The sequence below is a fragment of the Streptomyces sp. NPDC048196 genome (assembly GCF_040652715.1).
GTDB classification, from domain to species: Bacteria; Actinomycetota; Actinomycetes; order Streptomycetales; family Streptomycetaceae; genus Streptomyces; species Streptomyces siderophoricus.
Genome location: NZ_JBEZMM010000001.1, coordinates 726,754 through 749,271 on the forward strand (window position 1 = coordinate 726,754; position 22,518 = coordinate 749,271).

Genomic DNA, 22,518 nt, shown 5'->3' on the forward strand with positions numbered 1-22,518 from the left:
CACGGCAAGCAGGAGGATTCCATGGCCATTCCGGTCGCTCGCCCAGCTACCGCTGGGAAGTCCCGGACCGACGCCGCTGCCTCCCACGAGGCACTGCTCGGACTGTTCCCGCCAGGCACCGCGCTCGGCCAGGACGGAGAGCTGGTGATCGGTGGCTGCCCGGTGACCGACCTCGCGGCCCGCTTCGGCACGCCGGCACTGGTCGTCGACGAGGCCGCGCTGCGGTCCCGCGCCCGTTGCTACGTCGACGGGCTCGCCGCCCGGTGGGCCAACTCGCGGGTGGCGTTCGCCTCCAAGGCATTTCCTTGCACGGCGGTGTACCGCCTGCTGGCCGAGGAGGGGCTGAGCATCGACGTCGCGGGCGGCGGCGAACTGACCCTGGCCCTGGCAGCGGGAGTCGACCCGGCCTCGCTGGTGGTCCACGGCAATGCCAAGACCGAGGACGAACTGCGGATGGCGGTGGAGGCCGGAGCCGGACTGATCGTGATCGACAACTTCGACGACATCGACCGGCTGGAGCGGCTCGTGACCGACGAGCAGCCCGTCCTCGTACGTGTGACACCCGGTATCCGCCCGGACACCCATGCCGCGGTGTCCACCGGTCAGGAGGGCTCGAAGTTCGGCCTGACCCTGCCGCAGGCCCGGGAGGCGATCGCCCGGCTGCGGGCCGGCAGCCGGCTGCGCCTGGACGGGGTGCACGTCCACATCGGATCCCAGATCCTCGACACCGAGCCGTTCGCCCGCGCGGTGGAGGCAGTGGCGGACCTCGGCACCTTCGCCGTCTACGACCTCGGTGGCGGCCTCGGCACCCGCTACACCTACGAGGACCGCCCGCCCACCATCGAGGAGTATTTGAACACCCTGGTGGCCGCGGCCCACCGGACCCTGCCCGCCGACGCGCAGCTCATCATCGAGCCCGGCCGGTCGATGGTGGCCGAGGCCGGAGTGACGCTCTACCCGGTGGTCACCGTCAAACATGGGAAGCCGACCTTCGTCGCCGTCGACGGTGGTATGGGCGACAACCTCGAAGTCGCACTGTACGGACAGCGCTTCGAGGCCACGGTCGCCACCCGGGTGGGCGGCGGCGAGCCGTACCACCTGGTGGGCCGGCACTGCGAGTCCGGCGACGTACTCAGCGCCGGCGTACCGCTGTGTGACCCCCGTCCCGGCGACCTGATCGCCGTGCCGGTCACCGGTGCGTACTGCTTCTCGCTGAGCAACAACTACAACGGCGCGCTGCGGCCGCCCGTCGTCTTCTGCCGCGACGGCGAGGCGCGGGCCGTGGTGCGCCGTGAGACCTACGGCGACCTGCAGCGGCGCGACCGCCCTTGAGCCGCTGCCGCGGTCCTCCGCGGTCTCCGGTGCCGCGATCGCGGTGAGCTGGGGGCAGTACCTCAACGACCGGCGCACGGGGGTGCCGCCGGTGACGTAATCGGTACACGGGCGGCGCTCTGGCGAGAACCCGCTGGGGCCGTGGTGGAGCTGGTCGGGGATACCGCGCGAGGATCGCTTCGCCGTGTGGGAAAGATGGACCTCTGATCTGGAAGAGGCAGGGATGGGGTACGACCTTCAAGCTGTGATCGCCGAAGGGGAGGTGCTGCGTGCCATGGCGCGTGATCTGCCTGCTGCTCGGCTGGCGTCCATCGGACAGGGCCTCTTACTGATGCCAATGACAGACGTCCTCTTCGATTCCGTCTCAGACGGCAGCGACGTAGGCGCTTTGGGGTTTTGGCGACTGCCAGTAGGGTTCGATGCGGCTCTCGCTGAGTGGTCAGCCGGTGGGCCGGTGGCTTATGTGGAAGCTGAGTACTTCGGCGGTGCGGGCGAGCAGCGGGCTGCCGTTTGGGATGGCGGCGCCGTTGTGCTGGGACCGCTCCGCGTGGAGGAAGGCATACCCTTTCCCCCTGCTGGCAGCCCGATTTCTCAGGCGCTGCGGCGGTTGGGCGTAGTGGCATGCGTCGGCCAGGACGAGTTCTCGGCTGTGGGATTGGACCGGCATCGACACGGGGAGTCGTGGATCACCTGACACGCGACTTCCGGATTCCCCCAACTCACCTGCAAGTTCCCCGACCCGCTCACGGAATCTGCCTCTGGTGATGGGGGCCAGGTTGGCTCTATCCGTCGTTGGCCCCGACCGTGTCGGCGCGAGAGATGACGGAGTCGTGTACTCCGGCCGAGGCTGTGGCGATGACTTCGTCCAGGACGTCGCGGGAGCGGAGCAGGTCCGTGATGAGTCGATCGATGCGACCACGTTCTGCAGTGAGTTCGTCGACCAGCCGTGGCGTGGCAATCTCGTTCGGGGCCCCGTCCGTGTCCCGCATGCAGGGGAGCAGCTGCGCGATCTTCTTGCTGTTCAGCCCGGCGGCGTAGAGGGCTTGGATGCGGATGACCCGGTCGACCGCCCACTCACCGTAATGCCGTTGGCCACCCGGGGTACGCTCGGCTCTCAGCAGCCCCTGCGCCTCGTAATAGCGCAGCGAACGCTCGCTGACGCCACTGCGCCGAGCCAGTTCACCGATCCGCATTCCCCACCTCGCCTGCCAACCCCGGACTTGAACCTGACACCAGTGTCAACTTCTACCGTACCGGCATGACGAACACACCGGCTGACTCCGGCCTCTTCAAGCCCGCCATCCTCGGCGCCCTGCCCCTGTCCAACCGTTTGGTGATGGCGCCCATGACCCGCAACCGCGCCACGGCCGACGGCGTCCCGCAACCGATCATGGCCAGCTACTACGCACAGCGTGCATCAGCGGGGTTGATCATCGCCGAGGCATCCACCCCGAACGCCGTCGGACAGACCTACCCCAACATCACCGCGATCTACAACGATGAACATGTGGCCGGATGGCGACACGTCACCGACGCCGTGCGCGCCGCGGGCGGCCGGATGTTCCTGCAGCTGCAGCACGGCGGCCGGATCGGTCATCCCGACACCAGCGGGCTGACGCCGGTTGCGCCCTCGCCCATTCCGCTCCCGGAGACGATCTACACCCCCAGCGGTCACCAGAACGCCGTCGTGCCCCGTCAGATGACGATCGACGAGATCCACACCACCGTGGCCGACTTCGCTGCTGCCGCACGCAACGCCATCGACGCCGGCTTCGCCGGTGTGGAGGTGCATGCCGCCAACGGCTATCTTCTGCATCAGTTCCTGGCGCAGGGAACCAACCACCGCACCGACGCCTACGGTGGATCGGTGGATCACCGCATTCGGTTCACCGTCGAGGTGGTCCAGGCCGTCGCCGACGCGATCGGCTCCGAGCGGGTAGGCGTGCGGATCGCACCCGGACTCACCGTCAACGGCATAGACGAGGGCGATACCCAGGAGATCTACCCGGCGCTCATCGCCGCCCTCGCCGATGCCGGCATTGCCTATCTGCACCTTGTCTTCGCGGATCCGGACCAGCCGCTCTTCCAAGAAATCCGTAAGACCTGGCCAGGCACGTTGATCGCCAACCCGGTCCTCGGGTGGGGGAAGCCGTTGCCGGTCGACGGAGGAAAGCACGAGAGCGAGCGGCTTCTTGCCGCCGGAGCCGACCTGATCTCACTCGGCCGTCCGTTCCTCGCCAACCCCGACCTCGTGGAACGACTGCGCATCGGAGCACCGATCAACCAGGTACAAGACCAAGGCCTGATGTACACGGGCGGTGAGACCGGATACACCGACTATCCTCTGCTGGCCGCCGCCCAGCAGGGCGTTGAGACGCTCGAACGTGTCGGACTGTGACGACTGCGAGTCAGCCGCCCTCACTGTCGGCCGCCCCCGCTATCTCCTCCCCGCCCCTCCCCACGGTAGCCGTCATAGTCGGCCACGGCGCCTGGTGGGGGTTGAGGCCCCCGCAGCCGATGTGTGGGGGACTGGGCAATTGAGGACCCGGTGGCAACCCTCCGGCCTGCCGAGCCCGGCACTACCGCGGTCCTAAGCGGTCGGCTTCGAAAGCCTTCGGGGTTGACGGCGGCTCAGGTGGTTGATGTGGCTTCGAGGAGGGTTTCTGCGGCGGCGGTGCGAGCGTAGACCGCTGGATGGGTGTCCTACTGGACGACGGCAACGGCCCGTGGCCGGGGCATAGCTTCCCGGGCCTGCGGTGCTGTGGCCCGCTGGGCTTTCGACGACGCGGAACTCTTCCGGCTGGAGCTCGGGCACCGGGTGAACAATCCCGCCTCATGCGGAGTGGCCCGGGCTGCCGGCTTCGCGGTGGAGGGGCAGCAACGACAGAAGCTCGAATACGACGGTGTCCGCTTGGATGTGGAACTCCATGCCCGCCTGGCAACAGATGCGGAGCCCGTCCCGTTGTGAGGCGGGCCCGGCCACGGCTCGTTCCGCCCGCGCCGCCCCGTCCCCCGGGAGCAAGGGCCTGGGGACCGTCAATACTTCCCCTCCCACTTCTAAGAAGGCGCCTTACGGCCGTTGCCTACGGTCGCAGCCTCCAGGCGGTTTTACGGGGCACAGCAGTGAGGACGGCGACATGGCGCAGGCATACATGACGGAGTTGGGACCGGGCCAAGACCCGGAGCGGACCGCCTCCCGAGCGTCGGGCCTGCGTGACTGGTGGCGACCGGAGGGCATGTGGCACCGCGGCATCGCACTGGGGGTGCTGGCAGTCGTGCTCGGCCTGCTGATGATCCTGCACGCCCAAGTCCCCAACAGCGTGGGAAACCTGGGCAGTCTCATGGAGACGTTCCTGCCGTGGCTCGGCATCATCGGCATCCCGGTGCTGCTGGTCGCCGCCGTGCTGCGCCGCTCCGCGACCGCCATCGTCGCGCTGGTACTGCCTGCCGTTGTCTGGGTCGTCCTCTTCGGCGGCCAGGTCACGGACAAGAGGGGCACCGGGGGCAACCTCACCGTCGTCACCCACAACGTCTTCGCCGACAACCCCGACCCGGTGGGCACGGCCAAAGACATCGTCAAGGCCGGCGCGGATGTGGTGGCCCTGGAGGAACTGGCCGGTGACGCACGGCGCACGTACGAGGAGCGGCTTGCCAAGACCTACCCGTACCGCACCGTGCAGGGCACGGTCGGGCTGTGGAGCAAGTATCCGATCGCGGACGCCGCGCCGGTGGACACCAAGATGGGCTGGACCCGGGCGTTGCGTGCCACGGTCCGGGTGCCCGGCGGTCGGCAGGTCGCCTTCTACGTCGCCCACATGCCGTCGGTAGAGGTCCAACTCGACGCGGGATTCACTGCCAAGCGGCGCGACAGGAGCGCCGCTGCCCTCGGTGAGGAAATATCCCGCGAGCGCCTCAAGCAGGTCATCCTGCTCGGTGACCTCAACGGCACGATGAACGACCGTTCGCTCGCCCCGGTCACCGCGCAGATGCGCTCGGCCCAGGGGGCAGCCGGCGAGGGCTTCGGCTTCACCTACCCGGCTGGTTTCCCGATGGCACGGATCGACCAGATCATGGTGAAGGGGATCGTCCCGGTCTCCTCCTGGTCACTGCCCCGCACCGGCAGCGATCACCTTCCGATTGCCGCCTCCTTCCAGATCTGACAAGCCGGAACGACCGTCGGCCACTTAAGCGGGCCGGGGCTCCGTAGAACCGCCCGCCGCACGGCAAGGCGCTCCCGAGGGGACTGGACGAACCGTTCGGCCCCCTCGTCGTATGCGGGTGGGGGAGAGGGCCGGAGATTCTGGTCGTCGTGGGTCTCGCCGTCGAGCAGGGCCAGAAGCCTGTGTCCGTGCTGATCACGGCCGAGCAGCGGGGCGATTCCCCGCAGTTCGAACCGGTTCTGGAGGCGATCCGGGTGCCCCGGTTGGGGCGCGGTCGCCCCCGCAAGAGGCTCGATCGGGTGCGGGCCGACAAGGCGTACGACTCCCGCCGCAACCCAGCCTACTTGCGCAGATGAGGGGGCAAGGCGACCGTCCCGGTCCCGGCGGGCCGGGTCCGCATCCGTCAGCGACTCGGCTTCCGGGGCGGTCGGCCGCCGACGTTCGGCAAGACCGACTACCGCCAGCGGCATGCCGTCGAGTGCGGGGTCACTCGTCTCAAGCGCCACCGAGCCGTGGAGACGAGATGCGACAAGCTCGCCGTCCGCCATGAGGCGGCCGTGCTGGTCACAGTCTTCAACGAGCGGCTGTGACCAGCACTTTCTTGACCCTCAGTCCAACAACTGCGTGAGGCGCTTGAGGTCGTCGTGCACGGACTCCTGCTCCTGCGGGGTGAGGTGGACTGCGGTGGCCGCGGCGATCGCGGATCTCGCGGTTTCTTCGTCGCCGGCACGAGTGGCGATGTCGGCACGCAGTACGAGAAGACGAAGCAGCTGTACGGGAGTTGGCCGTTCTTCCTGTAGGCGCAGTGCCCGGTCGATGATCTTCGCGGCGGACTCCAGGTCCTGCTTGGAGTCGGCTAGGAGGGAGGCGTGATGCAGGGCCCGGGCGAAGGTCTCCTTGGGAGCGGGGCGGTGGTGCTGGTTGTCGCTCGTCTGCTGCCCTATGCGGATGCAGTTGCCGCCCGGGTCGGTCATGAGGAACTGCCGCACGCCGTGTGACGTGTTCTTCAGCGGCCCGATTCGCGGCAGCCCGCGGTTCGGTACTCGCCCGTACGCCGCCTTCAGCCCGGCCCGAAAGGTTTCGTGGAGCCCGTCGACGTCATCGGTTTGGACGATGCACGTACTGAATGACTCGGCGGGCTCGTAGTGCTTCATCCCGAAGAAGTGGAGCTGTATGCCGCCGCGCTGGACGACTGCGTACGGATTGGGGCTCTTCTGCTGGAAGGTCACCTCGAACCCAAGGGTCGTATAGAAGTCGAGAACAGGCTGGATGGTCCGACACGGCAGGATCGGAATCGTCTTCTCGCTCATACCAGCAACTCTAGTCAAAGTTGAGTAGAAGGGGCGCGGACAACACCGGCAAGACCAAGCAGCTCGGGATCCTCGCGCGGCGGCTCGGCTCCGCCGCCGTGGCGAGCGGGCCGCTGGACGCGCACGACGCCCCGTGGGAGGCGATCAAGAGGAACGACTGAGCCGGTGATGATTCGAGGCAGGGCCGATGCAGGAGGTCGCCGCAGTCCTGACCGCCTCCTACCTCCGCCTCCTACCTCCAGCGTTCTCGACACCCAGCCGCAGGGGTCGCGAACCTGCGCCTGATGGACCGGGGCATCCCGATGCCGGAGGCGTCCGTTGCCGCGGCCGCCGCGGTAGGTGGCCGACCGCTCCTCGTGGACCGGCGGGCGTCTAATGATCTGCGTGCTGCCCGTGCGAGGTCTCGGGCTGCCGTATCCACGCGGCCAGTAGCCGAAGTGCCTCTTCGGAGCTGGAGCCTGCCTCGGCGGTGTAGACACTCAGCCGCTGGTCCGGGTCGGCGGGCAGGGTGAGGGACTCGTAATTGAGGGTGAGAGGGCCGACGATCGGGTGGTGGAAGTGTTTGCTGCCATGCGTGTGCCGATACACGTTCTGGTCGGCCCACCAGCGGCAAAAGTCCTCATCCCGGACCGAGAGTTCGCCGACGAGTTCGGCCAGCAGCGGATCGTGGGGATGGCGTCCGGCGTCGCGCCGGAGCGAGGCGACGATGTCCTGGGCGTGGGTTTCCCAGTGGGTATACAGCGAGCGGGCGGTCTCGTCGCAGAACATGAACCGCACAAGGTTCCGCTCGCGGTGCGGCAACGCGTCGAAGTCGGTGAGCAGCGCACGTGCCATGTGGTTGGACGCAAGTACGTCCAGTCGCCGCCCCAGCACGAGGGCGGGGGTGTGCTCCAGGATCCGGAGCAGGTCGCGCAGCCCCGGGCGGACCGGCTGCGGACGCGTCGCCGTGCGGCGGGGCCTGCCTGCGGCGGGCTTGGCGAGCTGGAACAGATGGGCGCGTTCGACGGGATCGAGGCATAGCGCGCGGGAGATGGCGTCCAGCACGGTCCCGGAGACGTTCAGCCGGCGTCCGCGTTCCAGGCGTACGTAGTAGTCGACGCTCACGCCCGCCAGTTGCGCGACCTCTTCGCGGCGCAGTCCTGGCACTCGCCGAGAGCCGCCGTCGTCGGACAGGCCCGCCTGGCGCGGGGTGATTCGTGCCCGTCGAGAGCGGAGGAACTCGCCGAGAGCTGTGTTGCGGTCCATGCCGTTCACGATAGGGCCCGAGATCGCCCCGACGGCCGGCGAAAGGGGGACTGGCAGTCCCCCGGTCCGGCTGTCCCCGGGCCGAAGCGGAACCCCCGGAAGCCGATCAGCAGCCGATTTCGGTGCTGAAGTGGAACGTGTCGAGGCCGACCGGGGCTCAACCACCCCGGTCGGCCTCTGTTCGCAACGTATGAAGGGAACTCCTGTGTCGGACACCAAGACATTCCTGATCACCGGCGTCAGCACCGGCCTGGGCCGCGCACTCGCACGCGCGGCGTTGGCCGCGGGCCACCGGGTGGTGGGCACGGTGCGCACGCCCGCCGACGCACGGGCCTTTGAGGCGCTCGCCGACGACGCGCACGCCCGCATCCTGGACGTGACCGACCATGACGCGGTGGACACGGTCGTGGACGAGACCGAGCGCGACCTGGGCCCGGTCGACGTACTCGTCGCCAACGCCGGGTACGGCCATGACGGCCTCTTCGAGGAGTCGTCGATGGATGACCTTCGCCGTCAGTTCGAGGTGAACGTCTACGGAACCGTGGCGGTGATCAAGGCCGTGCTGCCGCACATGCGGGAGCGCCGTGCGGGCCACATCATCGCCGTCACCTCGATGGGCGGGCTGATCACCATGCCGGGCCTCAGCTTCTACCACGGCAGCAAGTTCGCGGTGGAGGGCATCCTCGAAACGCTCGGCAAGGAGGTCGCCGATTTCGGCATCCATGTCACCGCCGTCGAGCCGGGCAGTTTCCGGACCGACTGGGCCGGCCGCTCGATGATCCGCGCACCCCGTGCGATCGCCGACTACGACGAGCTGTTCGAGCCGCTGCGCGCCCGGCGCATCAACGGCAGCGGGCACCAGCCGGGCGACCCGGACAAGGCCGCGGCCGCGGTGCTGCGCATCGTGGTGGCCGACCAGCCGCCGACGCGCCTGCTGCTCGGCACCGACGCGCTTCGGCTCGTCCAGGCCGGACGCGACGCCTTCGAGCGCGACATGCAGGCATGGGCCGAGCTGTCGGCCTCCACCGACTTCGACGACGTCAGCCGGCCCGCCTGACGTCACTCGCTGTCGGGCCCCCAGCGCGGGGCCTCGACGGCGGCCGTCACCACCAAGCGGGCCCGTTCGAGGTCCACCACAGCCGGACCTGCTCGTAGCCGTTCACGTCACCCAGTGCCTCCTGTTAACCGCGTGGAGGTGAAACTCAAACTGAGAAGTCGTCTCATGTGGTGAGTCTGCGGTAGCAGATGAGAGTGCAAGAGAGCCTGGTGAATGCGAGAACGCCCAGGCCGGCGGCTTCCCGTGGCGCAGCAGCCGCACCACGTCCCTGGTGATGAGGAACGGGGGAATGAGAGTTCCCGGTGGAGTACGCAGCGGAAGGGTGTCGGCCGTCGGAAAGCCGCCGTCCCTCGGCTCCCCGCCTGAGTTCCGGTCGGCCGGCGTGCAGGGCGGCCGGATCGTCGGACTGCTGACCTACACGGTCTCGCACGAATACTGGAGATCGTCTCGTTGGACGCGGTGGTTCAACATAGCGGAGTCGGCAGCTCTCTCCTGAGCGCTGCTGCCAAGACCGCGAAGCAGACCGGCGCACGACGAATCTGACTGGTCACCACGAACGACAATCTGGATGCGCTGCGGTTCTACCAGCGCCGCGGGCTGCGGATCATCGGAATCACCCCGGGAGCGGTGGATGCGGCGCGTGCCGTGAAGCACAGATCGCTGATCCTGGTTCCACCACCTGACCCTGCCAGGCTGGGGACCCGCCCGTGGTTGTCAGTGCTGCGGGTCATACTCGTGCCGCGGCGCCGCCTGGGCACTGCATCACGAGGGGAGCGAGCGATATGGCTGAGGTGCTGGTTTTCCACCACGGGCACGGACTGACTGCCGGTGTCCGCGAGTTCGCCGAGCAGCTGCGACGGGCCGGACACACCGTCCATGCCCCCGACCTGTTCGAGGGGCAGGTATTCGACAGTCTTGAGGAGGGCATCGACTACGCCGAGAGGATCGGGTTCGGCACGGTCATCGCGCGCGGAACCGCCGTCGCCGAGGGGCTGCCTGCGGAGCTCGTCTACCTCGGGTTCTCACTTGGTGTCCTGCCGGCGCAGAAGCTGGCTCAGACCCGACCGGGCGCGAAGGGCGCGTTGTTGCTCGAGGCATGCGTCCCGGTCTCGGAGTTCGGCGCTGCCTGGCCGCAGGACGTCCCGGTCCAGGTCCACGGCATGGACGCGGACCCGTTCTTCTCCGGCGAGGGCGATGTGGATGCGGCCCGCGCGCTCCTCGATACGGCGGCGGATGCTGAGCTGTTCCTCTACTCCGGCGACAGGCATCTGTTCACCGACAGCAGCCTGCCGTCGTACGACAAGCACGCTGCCATGCAGGCCACCCACCGGGTGCTCGGCTTCCTCGACCACATCAAATAGCCAACCGAAGCGGGATCAACCATCTGATCTGAGCACGTCCCCCTGCCCGCCCCTCGGGACCACCAGGAAGCGCGACAGCAACGGCCTCAACTCGCCGTCGCAGACCTGCAGTCTGCGAATCGTCCCAGTTCAGAGCCGGACGGCGATACCGTCGTTGGTCCCTGCTTCCTGTACGGCGAAGGGGACCAGGTCGGGGATGTCGAGGCCGGCCTCTTCGCGCAGTTCACGCCGGACCGTCTCTTCCAGGGGCCGGTCGCCCGGTTCATGGCCGCCGCCGAGCAGGGACCACGAGCCCGGTTCAGATGCCGGGGAGCTCGTCCCGCAGGTGCAGCAGGTAGGCGCCGGACCCATTGTGGATGAGTGCCGAGGCGTTCGCCATCTCCGCTTCCGCTCCTCGCTCCGCTCCCGGCTCGGCTCCCGGCTCCGGTTCCGGCTCCGGTTCCGTCGGTGAAGCGGAGACGCGTTGTCGCCTCTTGTCATTCACGGGTGCACCGTCCCGGAGCCGGAGCCAGAGTCAGAGGCGGAGGCTGCGGACGCGGTCTGGTAGCCGGCGGCCTGGAGGGTGAACATCTGGGCGTAGTCGCCCTCGAGAGCCATGAGTTCTTGATGGGATCCCGACTCGGTGATGCGCCCGCCGTCGAACACGTAGATGCGGTCGCAGTCGACGACGCTGGCCAGCCGGTGGGAGATCAGCACGGTGATCCGGTCGTCGCGGAACTTGCCGCGCAGCACGGCCTGGTAGACGTCGTGTTCGGCGCGCGGGTCCATGCTGGCGGTCGGCTCGTCCAGCAGCAGTACCGGTGCGTCCTTGTAGAGACCGCGGGCCACGGCGATCTTCGCCCATTGTCCGGCCGACAGCTCCTGGCCGTCGCGGAACCGCTTGGACAACAGCGCCTGCCAGGTGCCGGGCAGACCGGCGATGACCTGTTCGGCACCTGAGGCCCGCGCGGCGTCCAGTGCCCGCTGGGGATCGGCCTCGGTGAGCGTGCCGCGCGAGACCGTGAGGTTCGCCAACGCGCTGAAGGGGAAGCGCACCGGATCCTGCAGCACGGTGGCCACACGCCTTTGAAGGGATTCGGTGTCCAGATCCGCGACATCCACGCCGTCCCACAGGACCGCCCCCGTCTGCGGCTCGTAGAGACCGGCGATCAACCGTGAACAGGTGCTCTTCCCCGACCCGTTGAGGCCGACGAAGGCGACGGTCTCGCCGGCACTCAGGGTTAAGGAGATGTCATCGAGCGCTGGGGCATCCTTGCCGGGGTAGGTGTAGCTGACATTCCGCAGCGCGATGGTCTTCACGGTCCCGGGTGCCGTCTGCTGTCCGCGGCGGGGTTGCAGGGTGCGGCACCGTTCCTGGAAAGCCAGGAGGTCGCTGACCCACATCGCATGCTCGTAGACCAGGTGGGCGACGTCGACGAACCGGGTCAGGGAGGTCTGGCCTGCCTGAATGGCGATCACTGCTCCGGCACCGGCCGCCAGCGGAAGCCACCCTGCGATCAGCATGGCTCCCAGCGCGACGTAGGTGACTCCGGCCCCGATCCCACCCAGGCCACGCCCGGCCAGAGTCAGGAGCGCGGCACTCACCCCCAGGCGGGTGTCCTCCTCGGCGATCCGAGTGGTGAGACGGTGGTGCTCGTCGAGCAGGGCTCTTTGGGCGGTGTCCGCTCGCAGTTCGGCGGCCGAGTCGCGGTCCAGCAGCAGCCAGGAGAAGACCCGCACTCGGCGCTGGAGAGCGTTCCACCGCCGGAAGCTGTGAAAGTGCGCTCGGGCGGTGCGCACGGCCGCGGCTCCCACCGGCAGGACGGACAGCGGAAGCAGGGGCAGCAGCAAGGGGTGCAGGACGGTCAGGACGCCGGCTGTGCCGATCAGTGCCAGGAAGGCGGAGGCCATGGAGATGACTTGGCCGACGATCTGCCGGGCATAGAAGAGGCCGCGGTCATTGGCCCGGTAGACGTCGTCGTGCCAGTCGGCGTCGTCCACCACCTCCAGGCTGACGTGAGCGGTCAGTTGAAGGAAGTTGCTCTCCAAGGCGGTGCGGATCTTCGGCGTTACGTGGGCCTGCGCGACGGAGACGCCGGCTTCGAGGAGGGCTCGGGCGGAGAGGAATCCCACCACGAGCAGGATCTGCGGGACGGCCGAGCGGACCTTGTCCGGGGTCGGGGCCTGGGCGAACAGCTGGTGCAGAACGGCGACGGACGCGGCCAGGCCGAAGGCGGACATCGTCGCGGACGCCAGCTGGAGCACCACCACGGCCACGGTCGCCGGCCGGTCGGCACGCCACGCCAACTGGCCGATCTGGCGCACGATGCGGGGCAGCCGGCCGAGGATCTGCCCGACCGTCGCTTTGGCAGCGGCGCCGTCGTAGATCGACCAGTACGCCTCTTTGAGGTCGTCGGCGATGTCGTCGCTCGGCGGTCCTGCAGGCATAGCCGTCGGCGGCAGGCCCAGGGCCTCGCGCCGGGGAGCGGGTACTTTCCCGTGCGGCTCGGGCGTGCCGGCTGAGGCGGTCGACTCGCTCATGCCCCCCACCTCGTATCGGGTCGTGACGAGCGCAGTGCACGGCGAATTACGGCGTCAACTCCGCGCCTGGGCAGACAGGTGGCCGCGGGCGTGGGCTGCCTCCGTTCGCACCGAACCGGGGGAGGGGTGATGGTGCGCGCGGGATTCACGGCTTCTCCAGGAGGCGGTGATGGGTACAGGTGCTCTAAAGAACGGTCCTTTCTGCTCCCCGTAACGGGTGACGAAGGGGCAGATTCTGGCCGGATGTTCTATTCAGTGGTTGAAGGTAGATGGAGCCTGGGTTGCAGGGGGGCGGGAACTCGAACGGCATGCTTCATTCCTTCGTGGGATTGCCTCGCTGCGGTTGGTGAGGATTCGAGGCGGGGCTCGGGCATGCCTGGGCGGGCAGTGGCCCTGACGCGCCGCTGCCCCGTGGAGGGGGCTTCAGGATGCGGAAGCGTGCAGTTCCTCGTGCCAGCCCTTTGTGTGTAGTTGGGTGCCGCGCGAAGAGCATTGACGGGCGTTCGACGCTGGCCAATGTACGGACGGGCGGTTCATTTCCGCTCGCGCGGAGACCACGTCCACCAGACGTTGCCCGTAGGCCGGCCGTCCGGTTCACCTCTTGTTGCGCGGAGAGCACCTTCGCTGGGCATTGGGAAGATTCACGGAACCGCGCTGACGGACGGACAGCTGGCTCAACCGTCGTGCTCTTCAGGGAAGCTGCCCATCGTCTCCCTCAGACGGCACCGTGCCGCATCCAGACGCTCCGCGTAATCAGCAGCGAAGATCCCGGGAAGTGCCGTGTCCAATGTCCCCGCGAGTTTGTGGATCGGGGCCCACGCGGCTGGGTCGTCGACCAGACGGCTGAGATCGGTCATCTGAACTCGCTGCAGCCAGTCCGAGAGGACGAGGGCTTCGTCGGAGGTGAGCTTGATGGTGATCTCAGTGTCGTCCACGAGTCGAACTTAGCCCGGCGCTTGACGGAAGTCTCGTTCGACGTAGAGGCAGAAGGGGACGCCGGGCGGGCGGCGGCTCAGATGACGAGGACCCGGCGTCCCCGGGTGTGGCCGGCGCGACTGTCGGCGTGCGCCGCCGCTGCCTCGGTGAGGGGGTACGACTTCTCGACCGGGATGTGGAGCCTGCCCCGGGCGATGAGGTCGACGGCCTCGGCGAGCGCGTCCGGTACGCTCCCGGCCACGCCGGAGAACCGGACGCCCAGCTGCGGCGCATCGAGGTCGGCGATGGAGACGACCTTGCGTGAGTCCCCGGTCAGCTCGACGAGTTCGCGGATCACGCCCGAGCCGGCCAGGTCGAGGGCCGCGTCGACCCGGCCCAGGTGCCGCACCCGTTCGACCCAGCCCTCGCCGTAGGTCGTGGCGAGGGCGCCCAGGCCGCGCAGGTAATCCTGGTTCGCGGCCCCGGCCGTGCCGATCACCGTGATGCCGCGCTCGCGGGCGATCTGCAGCACCGCCGACCCGACGCCGCCGGACGCGCCGCTGACCAGCAGCGTCTGCCCGGACCGCACGCCGACCTCGCGGATGATGCGCAGCGCGGTCTCCACCACCGACGGGTACCCGGCCGCCTCCTCGAAGGTCAGCCTCTCGGGCATCCGGGCCCAGGCCGACAGCACGGCGAATTCGGCGTACGTGTCGGTGCCTTCGCCGAACACGCGGTCGCCGACCTCGACCCCTTCGACGCCGTCGCCGACCTCATCCACCACCCCGGCGGCGTCCAGTCCGACCCCGGCGGGCAGCTCGACCGGATGGGCTCCCAGGACTTGGCCCTCCCGAATCCTCCAGTCGACGGGGTTGACACCCGCCGCCCGTACGGCGATGCGTATCCGACCGGGGCCCGCGTGGGGCTCCTCGGCTTCCACCAGTTGCAGGACCTCGGGACCGCCGAACTCGGCGAAGCTGATTTTCCTCATGCGGTCGAAGATAGCCATAACGGTTAGGATTAAGCAACGGTTAGGGATTGCTACCTGGTAGTGTCAGGGCATGACCGAGCCGCCCGGACGCCGCGAACGCAAGAAGGCCGCAACCCGTCAGAAGATCGCTGACACCGCGCTGCGGCTCTTCCTGGAGCGCGGGTACGACGCCGTGGGCATCCGTGACGTGGCGGCCGAGGCCGACGTGGCCGTCACCACCGTCTTCGCCCATTTCGCCTCGAAAGAGGCCCTGGTGTTCGAGCGCGACCAGGACTTCGAGCAGCGCCTCACGCGGGCGGTCACCGACCGGCCCCCGCGCGAGCCGCTCATCCCGGCGCTGCACCGCGAGGTCCAGGCCCTGGTGCGGCACTGCACGGCGGAGGGCAGCGCCCCCGTCCGGCGCATGATTGAGGGATCGCCCGCCCTGCGGGAGTACGAGGAGTCGGTGAGCCTGCGTCACGCGCAGGCGCTGGCTGCGGCCCTGGCCGCCGATCCCCACCTGTCCCGGAGTACGACGGCCTGCCGGGCGACCGCGCGGTTCGTCATCGACGCCTACGCGCTGGCCTGCCAGGCGGACGATCCCGGGGCCACGGTGGACGAGGTCTTCCGGATGATCCAGGCGGCCTGGGAAACCACCGCGCCCTGAGCCGGGGCGCCGGCCCGCTGCGCCCTGAGCCGGGCCGGGGCACGACACAGGCGGGTTGCACTGGGCGGCCCGTAACGGACCTATCCGCGCGGTCATGTGACTACCGCCTGGCCGCCCAGGAACTGTCCGATGGGTCGTGTGACCTGCTCGCGCTGACGTCGTTCGGTCGGTGTGGGGCGGGGTGTCTGTCGGATCAGGAGTAGCCACCCGCTTCGACAAGAGAGCGTACATTTTCCACGGCACCGTGACCGTTGCAGCCATTCGGCTCTGGCTTCGTTCGTGACCTGCTGGACAGTCCTTGGCGGACTTACAGCGGTGATGGTGTCGGCTTGTGCGTACTCTTGCCGTCGTCGCCTCAAGTCCGTGCAGGCAAGGGTGGCTACCGCGAGGCCGTGGCTTGGGCCCGCTTCGAATAGGGGCCGTCTCGGTCCGCTCATTTTTCGTTGCCTCTTGTGCCTGGTGATGCTGGAGTGAGCGGATGGATCAGGACACAGTGCTGGCGGTCTTCGATCGCGAGATGCGACAGGGCGTCCGGGCCGATGGGCCCGGAGCCCGGGTAGAGCGGGTGGGCGGCGTCGTACGCCATGTCGGGGCAGACGCCGACGGTTGGAACGGAATCGTCTGGTCGGACCTGGACGAAGCCACTGCGGACGCCGCGGTCGCGGAACAGGTGGAGTACTTCACCTCCCTCGGGCGCGGGTTCGAGTGGAAGCTGTACGGGCACGACCGGCCGGCTGACCTGCCCGGGCGGCTGCGGGCAGCGGGTTTTGTACCCGAGCCCGAGGAAACGCTGATGGTCGCCGACATCAAAGACCTGCCCACGAGCATCGAACTACCCGAGGGTGTTCGCCTGCTCCCGGTGACCGATGCTGCCGGGGTCGAGCTCGCGGTGGCCGCGCAGGAGCGGGCGTTCGGCGAAGCGCGGCCGTACCACCGGCAGCTGTTGCTCGGCCAGTTGGCCGCCGGCTTGCCTCCCGCGATCGTTGCCATGGCCGGTGACGTGCCGGTGAGCGCCGCACGGATGGAACTGCACCCGGGTACGTCCTTCGCGAGCCTGTGGGGCGGGGGCACAGTGCCAGAGTGGCGCGGCCGGGGCGTCTACCGGGCCTTGGTCGCCTTCCGCACCCGCATCGCAGCCGAACACGGCTACCGCTACCTCCAGGTCGACGCTTCCGACCAGAGCCGTCCGATCCTGCGACGCCTCGGATTCGTACCGCTGGCCACCACCACCCCGTACGTACGCTGACCTCACCCAGAACGCGCCATCGACCGACCGCGCTCAGCGCCACGAGGACGACGAGGCCGCCGGTGACCGCGAGACTGGTCAGCACCGCCGGGAAGGCAGCCCATGGCTTGCCTGGCGCGGCCTGATAGGACCGGAGCGGATGAGGTCGTCGCCGAGGCGTTCGAGGAATCGGCCTGCCAGGGCCAGCCGGGCTCCGGCAGTGGTCTGGGCTCCGAAGACCTCGGCGCCGCGCAGCGCGGTGGCGGCGAGCCGATGGTTGGCGGCGGCGCTGGCCACGACGGTCCGCAAGCCCGCGTTGTCGTCGAGGAAATACCGGTGGCGGCGACTCCCGTCGTCGCGGCCGCGGCGGATCAGGTTCTGCCGTTCCAACAGGCGGACCGCCTGCGAGATGGTCGCCGCGCTGACGTGCAGGTGCTGCGCTGGCTGCCGGTCTCGGAGGCGAACAGGCAGGCCATGACGCGGGCGGCGGTGCGTGGGAGGCTGGTTTCGACGAGTGCCGCGGTGAGGTCGGTGACGAACGCAGCCGTTGCGTCGGGGCCGGCGCCGGGGCGCTCGATGGTCCGCTGCGCCGACGCGGGCGGCTGCGGCCTGCGCCGGGCTCGGTGGGTGGTCGCGAGCTGTGCCAGTTCCGCGCGGTAGCGGGCGGGTCCGCCGTTGCGCGCGACCTCGCGGCTCACCGTCGAGGTGGGACGGTTCAGGCGCCGGGCGATGTCGGCATAATTCAGGCGCTGTGCCAACCCGGCGGCGATCTGCTGCCGGTCGGCTCTGGTCAGCCTGCGTCCTGGCATCGGGTGCGGTTCCTCCGCTTGGGGGAGTCTCGGCCACAGTGTGCACTGGTCGCCGATCGTTGCAACGTCCCCTCGCTCGGCGTGCGTTGACCCGGCGCCGCCCGCGGAGGCCTCGGCTGGTGGGCCGTCGTCGACCACGATGCGGACCCGCCCCGCCTCCCTGGCGACTGCATCCGCGACGAAGACGAACAGGCCCGCTACCTGCGGCAGCAATTGGACGTCTTCAACGAGGAAGGTGTGGACACCACGTGAGGACAGCCTCGGCCATTGACGACATTGCGATTCGGGCTGCAGCGGGAGCCGCGAAAGATTTGCCATGCCTTCAGCCGGGCGACCCCGCGCTCGGCCGGGACCCGTTCAGTCGCGCCTGTGCCCATCTGGCCGCTCGCTGTTCGGGCGTCAGCTCCTCTCACCGGTGCCGCTTGGTCGGCGTGGTAAAGGGAGGGTCGGGCCCCTGGTAGAGCCAGGCCGTCTCTTTCGGGTCATCGACCGGCATACTGGGCGCCATCCTAAACACGGCCGGAAGAAGATAGCGTGAAATCCGACATATTTCGCATCAGTGCAAGCCTTGCAGCTGCCACCGTGACGGCACTCGCCCCGTCCTCTTGCGGGGCAGGCAAACCCGTCATCACTCCAAAGGCCGTAACTCATTCCGAATTGGTCGGCCGATGGGACGGGGAGCGGAAGTGTGGATCGCCGATACTTCGACTACGTGACGATTACACCTTTTCCAGCAAAGATTTTCCGGTCCAGTGGGACGGACCCGTGCCGGACGCGCAGGTGACACGCCGTTCATCCGACGGGAAATGGCATGGGGTCAACAAAGACCCTGGCCTGCCGCCCTATCTGATGCTGAGTTTCAAGAATCACAATGACATCCAGACTCTGGACTTCTATTTGAAGCATGGAGAGCTGCAGATGGATGGGACTGTCCACGCGGACGGAGGGGACCCCTATCCCTACCCATGTCACTACAGACGCACTTCTGTCGACCCTGAGGCCTAGGACGTTTATCTCGGTCATCTCGCTGGCCAAATGAAGATGGCGGCGAGGTAGATTCCGGCGAGGTAGATGGTGGCGATCCTGTCGTAGCGGGTGGCCGGGCCGCGCCACTGCTTGAGTTTGTCGATGCAGTGTTCGACTGTGTTGCGTTGTTTGTAGGCGTCACGGTGGAAGGCCGGTGGTCTGCCGCCGCGGCTCCCACGGCGTTTGCGGTTGGCGGCCTGGTGGCGGGCTGCGGGTCACGGCCCGGATTCCGCGCCGGCGGAGAGGGGAACGGCTCGCGCGGGACGAGTAGGCCTTGTCGGCCAGGATCATGTTCGGTGTGGTCCTGGGCCGACCCGACCGATGGGCCGGGCACCCGTAAAGCGGGCCATGACGTCGGTGAACGCTGGTGTGTTGCCGTGTCACCGGTTCGCCCTCGGCCCAGTCGGCCTGCCGCCATTCGTAGCGCTCGACAGAGGGCGGACCCACCGGACTTCGCCGCCACATGCGTTCACATGGCGCGGTCAGGGACGTGATTTCCCATCTCCCTCGTGGGAGTGGTTTCGACCAGTCAACGGGGCGCTGCCGGTGATCTTCCGGTTGTCTCTCGGCCAGCAGGCATGGCACGCACCAGCAGACCATGCGCCGACACGCGCAGAACAGAGGGGCCACTATGACCGACGGGACGGTTCTGTTCGCGGTACACGAGTTCCCAGGGAGCCAAGGCGCTGCCGCTGAGCAACTGCGCAGAGTACGCAACGAGTTGGAGGCCCGAGGTCTCGACGTGCGCTGGGCCACGACGGCCGACGACGCCCAGGCGGTGCTGCGCACCGAGGCAGGTATGGCCGCCGCCGTGGTCGACTGGGACCTTCCCCGGGCCACCGGAGGCGACGGTGAAACAGGCGGCGCCGAGGTACTGCGCCACGCCGCCGGGCGCTTCCAGAATCTCCCCGTCTTCCTGGTCACGGCGGGCGAAGACCTGGAACACCTGCCCCTGTGGGTGGCCGAAACGGTGATCGGCTACATCTGGCCGCTGGAGGACACCGCACCCTTCATCGCCGGCCGCATCGCCAGCGCCGCCCGCGGTTATCAGCACAACCTGCTGCCACCGTTCTTCAAGGCACTGCGCCGCTTCGACCACGCGCACGAGTACTCCTGGCACACCCCTGCCCACTCCGGCGGTGTCGCCTTCCTCAAGTCCCCCGTCGGCCGGGTCTTCCACGACTACTTCGGAGAACGTCTGCTGCGCAGCGACCTGTCGATCTCCGTCGAGGAACTCGGTTCCCTCTTCGAACACACCGGCCCGGTCGGTGCCGCTGAGCGCAACGCCGCCCGCGTCTTCGGCGCCGACCGCACCTACTTCGTACTCCACGGTGACTCCACCTGCGACCGGATGGTCGGTCACTTCAGCGTCACCCAGGACGAGATCGCCCTGGTGGACCGCAACTGCCACAAGTCGGTCCTGCACGGCCTGGTCCTCTCCGGAGCCCGGCCGGTCTACCTGGTCCCCACCCGCAACGGCTACGGACTGGCAGGCCCCCTGCCGCCCGCCGAGATTGAGGCACAGTCGGTTGCCTCCCGGACCAGCCGCAACCCCCTCACCCAGGGCGCCGTCTCGCCCAAGGCCCAGTACGCGGTGCTGACGAACTCCACCTACGACGGCCTGTGCTACGACACTCTCCAGGTCGCCCAGGCCCTCGCACCCAGTACCCCCCGGCTCCACTTCGACGAAGCCTGGTTCGCCTACGCCCGCTTCCACCCCCTGTACGCCGGCCGTTACGGCATGGCGGTCGGCCCCGACACCTTCCCCGGCCCCGAACGCCCCACCGTCTTCGCCACCCAATCCACCCACAAGCTGCTGGCCGCCCTGTCACAGAGCGCCATGGTGCACATCAAACCCGCACCCCGGGCGCCGGTGGAGCACGACCGGTTCAACGAGGTGTTCATGATGCACGGCACCACCTCACCGCTGTATCCGATGATCGCCTCCCTCGACGTGGCCACCGCGATGATGGACGGCCCCCAGGGACGCTGCCTCATCGACGAAGCGGTGACCGAAGCCATCCGCTTCCGCCAGACGGTCGTACGTGTCGCCCGGCGCATCGCCGCTGCCGGCGACCGGCCCGACTGGTTCTTCGGCGTCTGGCAACCCGCGACCGTGACCGACCCGGCCACCGGCGAGCGTCTGCCCTTCGCCGACGCACCGCCCGAACTGCTGCGCACCGAACCGTCCTGCTGGCAACTGGCGCCCGACGCCGACTGGCATGGTTTCACCGGCCTGACCGAGGGCTACTGCCTGCTCGACCCCATCAAGGTCACCCTCACCTGCCCCGGCATCGACGCCACCGGACAGATGTCCCAGTGGGGCATCCCCGCCCGCGTCCTCACCGCCTACCTGGCCACCAGGAACATCGTGGTGGAGAAGACCGACAGCTACACCACGCTCATCCTCTTCTCCATGGGGATCACCAAGGGCAAGTGGGGAACCCTGATGGACGCCCTCATGGACTTCAAAACGCTCTACGACCACAACACGCCTCTGGAGCGGGTGCTGCCCGAGCTGGTCGCCGCCCACCCCCACCGCTACACCGGCCAGACCCTGCGCGAACTGTGCCAGGAGATGCACCACCACCTGCGCGATGCCCGCCTGGTCGAGCTGCTCGACACCGCCTTCCAGGACCTGCCCGAGCCCGTCACCCCGCCCCAGCACTGCTACCAGCGCCTCATCCGCGGCGGCACCGAGCGCGTAAGGCTGGCCGACGCGGCCGACCGGGTGGCCGCCGCCATGGTCACTGTCACCCCGCCCGGCATCCCCGTCCTGATGCCCGGCGAAAACACCGGGAGCCCTGACGGCCCGCTGCTGCGCTACCTGACCGCTCTGGAATCCTTCGACCGGCGCTTCCCCGGCTTTCGTAGCGAGACCCACGGCGTCACCCTCGACCCGGGCACCGGCGACTACCTCATCGAATGCGTACGCCAGATCCCCGCCCAGCAAACCGGCCGCACAGCCGGAGAGCACCACAAGACACCGACGCCGCACCCGCCCAGTTCTCAACTGCCCAGAGGCTGACATCAAGGCACCAGGTAAGCCCCCGCCGGCCCCGGCCGGGCCGGGGGCGGCCAGAAGCTCCGCTGGCCGCGGGCCAGGAGGTCGTCCACGGCGCGGGCCTCAGCGGCTCCATGCTCCATGGCGAAGACCGTGAAGCCCAACTTCTCGATCAGGACACTCAGAATGCGGTGGGCAGCGGGGTGAACTCGCGGATACGGTGGGGAACTTTCGCCCACGGCGATCACGTGAGCGCTGCGGTCGAAGGGGCGCCATGGCTCCTGGTGCCGGTCCCCTCCGTAGTGCCTGATGAGCGGGGAGCGGGCGGCTGTTCCGGCCGCCTTCGCCGCGGCGGCCGCGCAGACGGCGAGGACGAACGGCCAGAAGCTGTGCGCCAGACGAAGCCGGCCGTGGCCAGCGCCTGAACGACAAGGGTGACTGCGTAGCCGCCGCGTGCTCCGTGCCGGTCCGCCAGATGGCCGACCGGCACCCAGGGCCAGCGCAACCAGACCGGCGATACCGAGCCCGAATCCCACCTGACGGGCCAGGGCATCAGGGGGCATGACAAGGCTCCACGTCCTCGGCAGAAGGTAAGGGGCCGCCAATGAGTTCGTCGATTTCGAGCAGGCCGACGCGTCCGTAGCGGGCGATGGTCTTGCTGCGCTGTTTGTTGTCGGCCGCCTCGATCAGTTCGCTCACGAGGGCGGTGGTGGTGTAGCGGACGCGGTGGCAGGCCATCGCGGCGGCTGTACCCAAGGCGATCAGCAGGTGGACTTGCCGATGCCGGAGTCCCGATCAGACACACCGCTCGCCCTGGCCGGCGGCCAGCCAGTGGAGGAACCGGGCCCGCGCCGTGTCGGGTGCCACACGATCGACGGCAGGTCGCCGGTCGGCCGGGCCCCGAACACCCTCTCGCC

At 68.6% G+C, this 22,518-nt stretch carries 20 protein-coding genes and 3 pseudogenes; 12 read left to right on the forward strand and 11 right to left on the reverse strand.

What is annotated here, in order from left to right:
* Positions 1 to 21: 21 nt before the first annotated feature.
* Both lysA and AB0E02_RS03405 read left to right on the forward strand, forming a co-directional pair.
* The gene (gene lysA / locus AB0E02_RS03400) at positions 22 to 1,332 is read left to right on the forward strand and encodes a diaminopimelate decarboxylase (protein WP_362135434.1); all 1,311 of its coding nucleotides are present in this window, start codon (positions 22 to 24) and stop codon (positions 1,330 to 1,332) included.
* 223 nt (positions 1,333 to 1,555) lie between these two features.
* Positions 1,556 to 2,026 carry a hypothetical protein gene (locus tag AB0E02_RS03405; RefSeq protein ID WP_362135436.1) on the forward strand — a complete coding sequence of 157 codons (471 nt, stop codon included), beginning with the start codon at positions 1,556 to 1,558 and terminating at the stop codon, positions 2,024 to 2,026.
* Between the two features lie 88 nt (positions 2,027 to 2,114).
* On the opposite strand, the gene AB0E02_RS03410 is transcribed toward AB0E02_RS03405, so the two are convergent.
* Entirely contained in the window at positions 2,115 to 2,525 is a 411-nt protein-coding gene (locus AB0E02_RS03410) for a MerR family transcriptional regulator (RefSeq protein ID WP_362135438.1), read from the reverse strand.
* Positions 2,526 to 2,590: 65 nt separating this feature from the next.
* On the opposite strand from AB0E02_RS03410, the gene AB0E02_RS03415 reads away from it, so the two are divergent.
* From AB0E02_RS03415 to AB0E02_RS03430, 4 genes and pseudogenes are all read left to right on the forward strand, one after another.
* Positions 2,591 to 3,730, forward strand: a complete 1,140-nt coding sequence (locus AB0E02_RS03415) for an alkene reductase (protein WP_362135440.1) — start codon at positions 2,591 to 2,593, stop codon at positions 3,728 to 3,730.
* A gap of 294 nt (positions 3,731 to 4,024) precedes the next feature.
* Positions 4,025 to 4,300 (forward strand): annotated as a pseudogene (locus AB0E02_RS03420) (GNAT family protein); the annotation flags it as partial.
* A gap of 169 nt (positions 4,301 to 4,469) precedes the next feature.
* A complete protein-coding gene (locus AB0E02_RS03425; RefSeq protein WP_362135442.1) occupies positions 4,470 to 5,492 on the forward strand; it encodes an endonuclease/exonuclease/phosphatase family protein in 1,023 nt (340 codons plus the stop codon).
* A gap of 149 nt (positions 5,493 to 5,641) precedes the next feature.
* A complete protein-coding gene (locus AB0E02_RS03430; RefSeq protein WP_362135444.1) occupies positions 5,642 to 5,848 on the forward strand; it encodes a transposase in 207 nt (68 codons plus the stop codon).
* 252 nt (positions 5,849 to 6,100) lie between these two features.
* Here AB0E02_RS03430 and AB0E02_RS03435 read toward each other — a convergent pair whose 3' ends face one another.
* The gene (locus AB0E02_RS03435) at positions 6,101 to 6,802 is read right to left on the reverse strand and encodes a VOC family protein (RefSeq protein WP_362135446.1); all 702 of its coding nucleotides are present in this window, start codon (positions 6,800 to 6,802) and stop codon (positions 6,101 to 6,103) included.
* A gap of 20 nt (positions 6,803 to 6,822) precedes the next feature.
* Here AB0E02_RS03435 and AB0E02_RS03440 point away from each other — a divergent pair, with 20 nt between their 5' ends.
* Positions 6,823 to 6,963 carry a hypothetical protein gene (locus AB0E02_RS03440; RefSeq protein ID WP_362135448.1) on the forward strand — a complete coding sequence of 47 codons (141 nt, stop codon included), beginning with the start codon at positions 6,823 to 6,825 and terminating at the stop codon, positions 6,961 to 6,963.
* A gap of 211 nt (positions 6,964 to 7,174) precedes the next feature.
* Here AB0E02_RS03440 and AB0E02_RS03445 read toward each other — a convergent pair whose 3' ends face one another.
* Positions 7,175 to 8,047 carry a helix-turn-helix transcriptional regulator gene (locus tag AB0E02_RS03445; protein ID WP_362135450.1) on the reverse strand — a complete coding sequence of 291 codons (873 nt, stop codon included), beginning with the start codon at positions 8,045 to 8,047 and terminating at the stop codon, positions 7,175 to 7,177.
* A gap of 190 nt (positions 8,048 to 8,237) precedes the next feature.
* Between AB0E02_RS03445 and AB0E02_RS03450 the strand changes: the two genes are divergently transcribed.
* Both AB0E02_RS03450 and AB0E02_RS03455 read left to right on the forward strand, forming a co-directional pair.
* Positions 8,238 to 9,104: an oxidoreductase gene (locus AB0E02_RS03450; protein ID WP_362135452.1), complete on the forward strand. Its 867-nt coding sequence runs from the start codon at positions 8,238 to 8,240 to the stop codon at positions 9,102 to 9,104.
* 782 nt (positions 9,105 to 9,886) lie between these two features.
* Positions 9,887 to 10,465, forward strand: coding sequence for a dienelactone hydrolase family protein (locus AB0E02_RS03455; RefSeq protein ID WP_362135454.1), 579 nt, complete (start codon positions 9,887 to 9,889; stop codon positions 10,463 to 10,465).
* 129 nt (positions 10,466 to 10,594) lie between these two features.
* On the opposite strand, the gene AB0E02_RS03460 is transcribed toward AB0E02_RS03455, so the two are convergent.
* The 4 genes from AB0E02_RS03460 to AB0E02_RS03475 all read right to left on the reverse strand — a co-directional run bounded on the left by AB0E02_RS03460 (position 10,595) and on the right by AB0E02_RS03475 (position 14,891).
* A complete protein-coding gene (locus AB0E02_RS03460; RefSeq protein WP_362135456.1) occupies positions 10,595 to 10,816 on the reverse strand; it encodes an NUDIX domain-containing protein in 222 nt (73 codons plus the stop codon).
* Positions 10,817 to 10,945: 129 nt separating this feature from the next.
* Positions 10,946 to 12,985 (reverse strand): ATP-binding cassette domain-containing protein, encoded by a 2,040-nt coding sequence (locus AB0E02_RS03465; protein WP_362135458.1) that lies wholly within the window; start codon positions 12,983 to 12,985, stop codon positions 10,946 to 10,948.
* Positions 12,986 to 13,659: 674 nt separating this feature from the next.
* On the reverse strand, positions 13,660 to 13,920 hold the full coding sequence (locus tag AB0E02_RS03470) for a hypothetical protein (protein WP_362135460.1): 261 nt from the start codon (positions 13,918 to 13,920) through the stop codon (positions 13,660 to 13,662).
* A 77-nt stretch (positions 13,921 to 13,997) separates the two neighbouring features.
* Positions 13,998 to 14,891 carry an NADP-dependent oxidoreductase gene (locus tag AB0E02_RS03475; protein WP_362135462.1) on the reverse strand — a complete coding sequence of 298 codons (894 nt, stop codon included), beginning with the start codon at positions 14,889 to 14,891 and terminating at the stop codon, positions 13,998 to 14,000.
* Between the two features lie 70 nt (positions 14,892 to 14,961).
* On the opposite strand from AB0E02_RS03475, the gene AB0E02_RS03480 reads away from it, so the two are divergent.
* Together AB0E02_RS03480 and AB0E02_RS03485 are read left to right on the forward strand one after the other, a co-directional pair.
* Positions 14,962 to 15,537, forward strand: coding sequence for a helix-turn-helix domain-containing protein (locus AB0E02_RS03480; protein ID WP_362135464.1), 576 nt, complete (start codon positions 14,962 to 14,964; stop codon positions 15,535 to 15,537).
* A gap of 478 nt (positions 15,538 to 16,015) precedes the next feature.
* A complete protein-coding gene (locus AB0E02_RS03485; protein WP_362135466.1) occupies positions 16,016 to 16,783 on the forward strand; it encodes a GNAT family N-acetyltransferase in 768 nt (255 codons plus the stop codon).
* A 78-nt stretch (positions 16,784 to 16,861) separates the two neighbouring features.
* On the opposite strand, the gene AB0E02_RS03490 is transcribed toward AB0E02_RS03485, so the two are convergent.
* The 3 genes and pseudogenes from AB0E02_RS03490 to AB0E02_RS03500 all read right to left on the reverse strand — a co-directional run.
* On the reverse strand, positions 16,862 to 17,152 hold the full coding sequence (locus AB0E02_RS03490; protein WP_362135468.1) for a hypothetical protein: 291 nt from the start codon (positions 17,150 to 17,152) through the stop codon (positions 16,862 to 16,864).
* Entirely contained in the window at positions 17,134 to 17,571 is a 438-nt protein-coding gene (locus AB0E02_RS03495; protein ID WP_362135470.1) for a helix-turn-helix domain-containing protein, read from the reverse strand. Before AB0E02_RS03495 ends, AB0E02_RS03490 begins: the two co-directional genes overlap by 19 nt.
* A gap of 1,019 nt (positions 17,572 to 18,590) precedes the next feature.
* Positions 18,591 to 18,912: pseudogene (locus tag AB0E02_RS03500) on the reverse strand (transposase); the annotation flags it as partial.
* 316 nt (positions 18,913 to 19,228) lie between these two features.
* Between AB0E02_RS03500 and AB0E02_RS03505 the strand changes: the two are divergent.
* Positions 19,229 to 21,625: an Orn/Lys/Arg decarboxylase N-terminal domain-containing protein gene (locus tag AB0E02_RS03505; RefSeq protein ID WP_362135472.1), complete on the forward strand. Its 2,397-nt coding sequence runs from the start codon at positions 19,229 to 19,231 to the stop codon at positions 21,623 to 21,625.
* A gap of 582 nt (positions 21,626 to 22,207) precedes the next feature.
* On the opposite strand, the pseudogene AB0E02_RS03510 reads toward AB0E02_RS03505, so the two are convergent.
* A pseudogene (locus AB0E02_RS03510) lies at positions 22,208 to 22,378 on the reverse strand (AAA family ATPase); the annotation flags it as partial.
* Positions 22,379 to 22,518 lie beyond the last annotated feature (140 nt).

Bases quoted from the DNA above. Each gene is read 5' to 3' on its own strand.
- lysA (WP_362135434.1), top strand. From the start codon at position 22: ATGGCCATTCCGGTCGCTCGCCCAGCTACCGCTGGGAAGTCCCGGACC.
- AB0E02_RS03405 (WP_362135436.1), top strand. From the start codon at position 1,556: ATGGGGTACGACCTTCAAGCTGTGATCGCCGAAGGGGAGGTGCTGCGT.
- AB0E02_RS03410 (WP_362135438.1), bottom strand. From the start codon at position 2,525: ATGCGGATCGGTGAACTGGCTCGGCGCAGTGGCGTCAGCGAGCGTTCG.
- AB0E02_RS03415 (WP_362135440.1), top strand. From the start codon at position 2,591: ATGACGAACACACCGGCTGACTCCGGCCTCTTCAAGCCCGCCATCCTC.
- AB0E02_RS03425 (WP_362135442.1), top strand. From the start codon at position 4,470: ATGGCGCAGGCATACATGACGGAGTTGGGACCGGGCCAAGACCCGGAG.
- AB0E02_RS03435 (WP_362135446.1), bottom strand. From the start codon at position 6,802: ATGAGCGAGAAGACGATTCCGATCCTGCCGTGTCGGACCATCCAGCCT.
- AB0E02_RS03445 (WP_362135450.1), bottom strand. From the start codon at position 8,047: ATGGACCGCAACACAGCTCTCGGCGAGTTCCTCCGCTCTCGACGGGCA.
- AB0E02_RS03450 (WP_362135452.1), top strand. From the start codon at position 8,238: ATGAAGGGAACTCCTGTGTCGGACACCAAGACATTCCTGATCACCGGC.
- AB0E02_RS03455 (WP_362135454.1), top strand. From the start codon at position 9,887: ATGGCTGAGGTGCTGGTTTTCCACCACGGGCACGGACTGACTGCCGGT.
- AB0E02_RS03460 (WP_362135456.1), bottom strand. From the start codon at position 10,816: ATGGGTCCGGCGCCTACCTGCTGCACCTGCGGGACGAGCTCCCCGGCA.
- AB0E02_RS03465 (WP_362135458.1), bottom strand. From the start codon at position 12,985: ATGAGCGAGTCGACCGCCTCAGCCGGCACGCCCGAGCCGCACGGGAAA.
- AB0E02_RS03475 (WP_362135462.1), bottom strand. From the start codon at position 14,891: ATGAGGAAAATCAGCTTCGCCGAGTTCGGCGGTCCCGAGGTCCTGCAA.
- AB0E02_RS03480 (WP_362135464.1), top strand. From the start codon at position 14,962: ATGACCGAGCCGCCCGGACGCCGCGAACGCAAGAAGGCCGCAACCCGT.
- AB0E02_RS03485 (WP_362135466.1), top strand. From the start codon at position 16,016: ATGGATCAGGACACAGTGCTGGCGGTCTTCGATCGCGAGATGCGACAG.
- AB0E02_RS03495 (WP_362135470.1), bottom strand. From the start codon at position 17,571: ATGCCAGGACGCAGGCTGACCAGAGCCGACCGGCAGCAGATCGCCGCC.
- AB0E02_RS03505 (WP_362135472.1), top strand. From the start codon at position 19,229: ATGACCGACGGGACGGTTCTGTTCGCGGTACACGAGTTCCCAGGGAGC.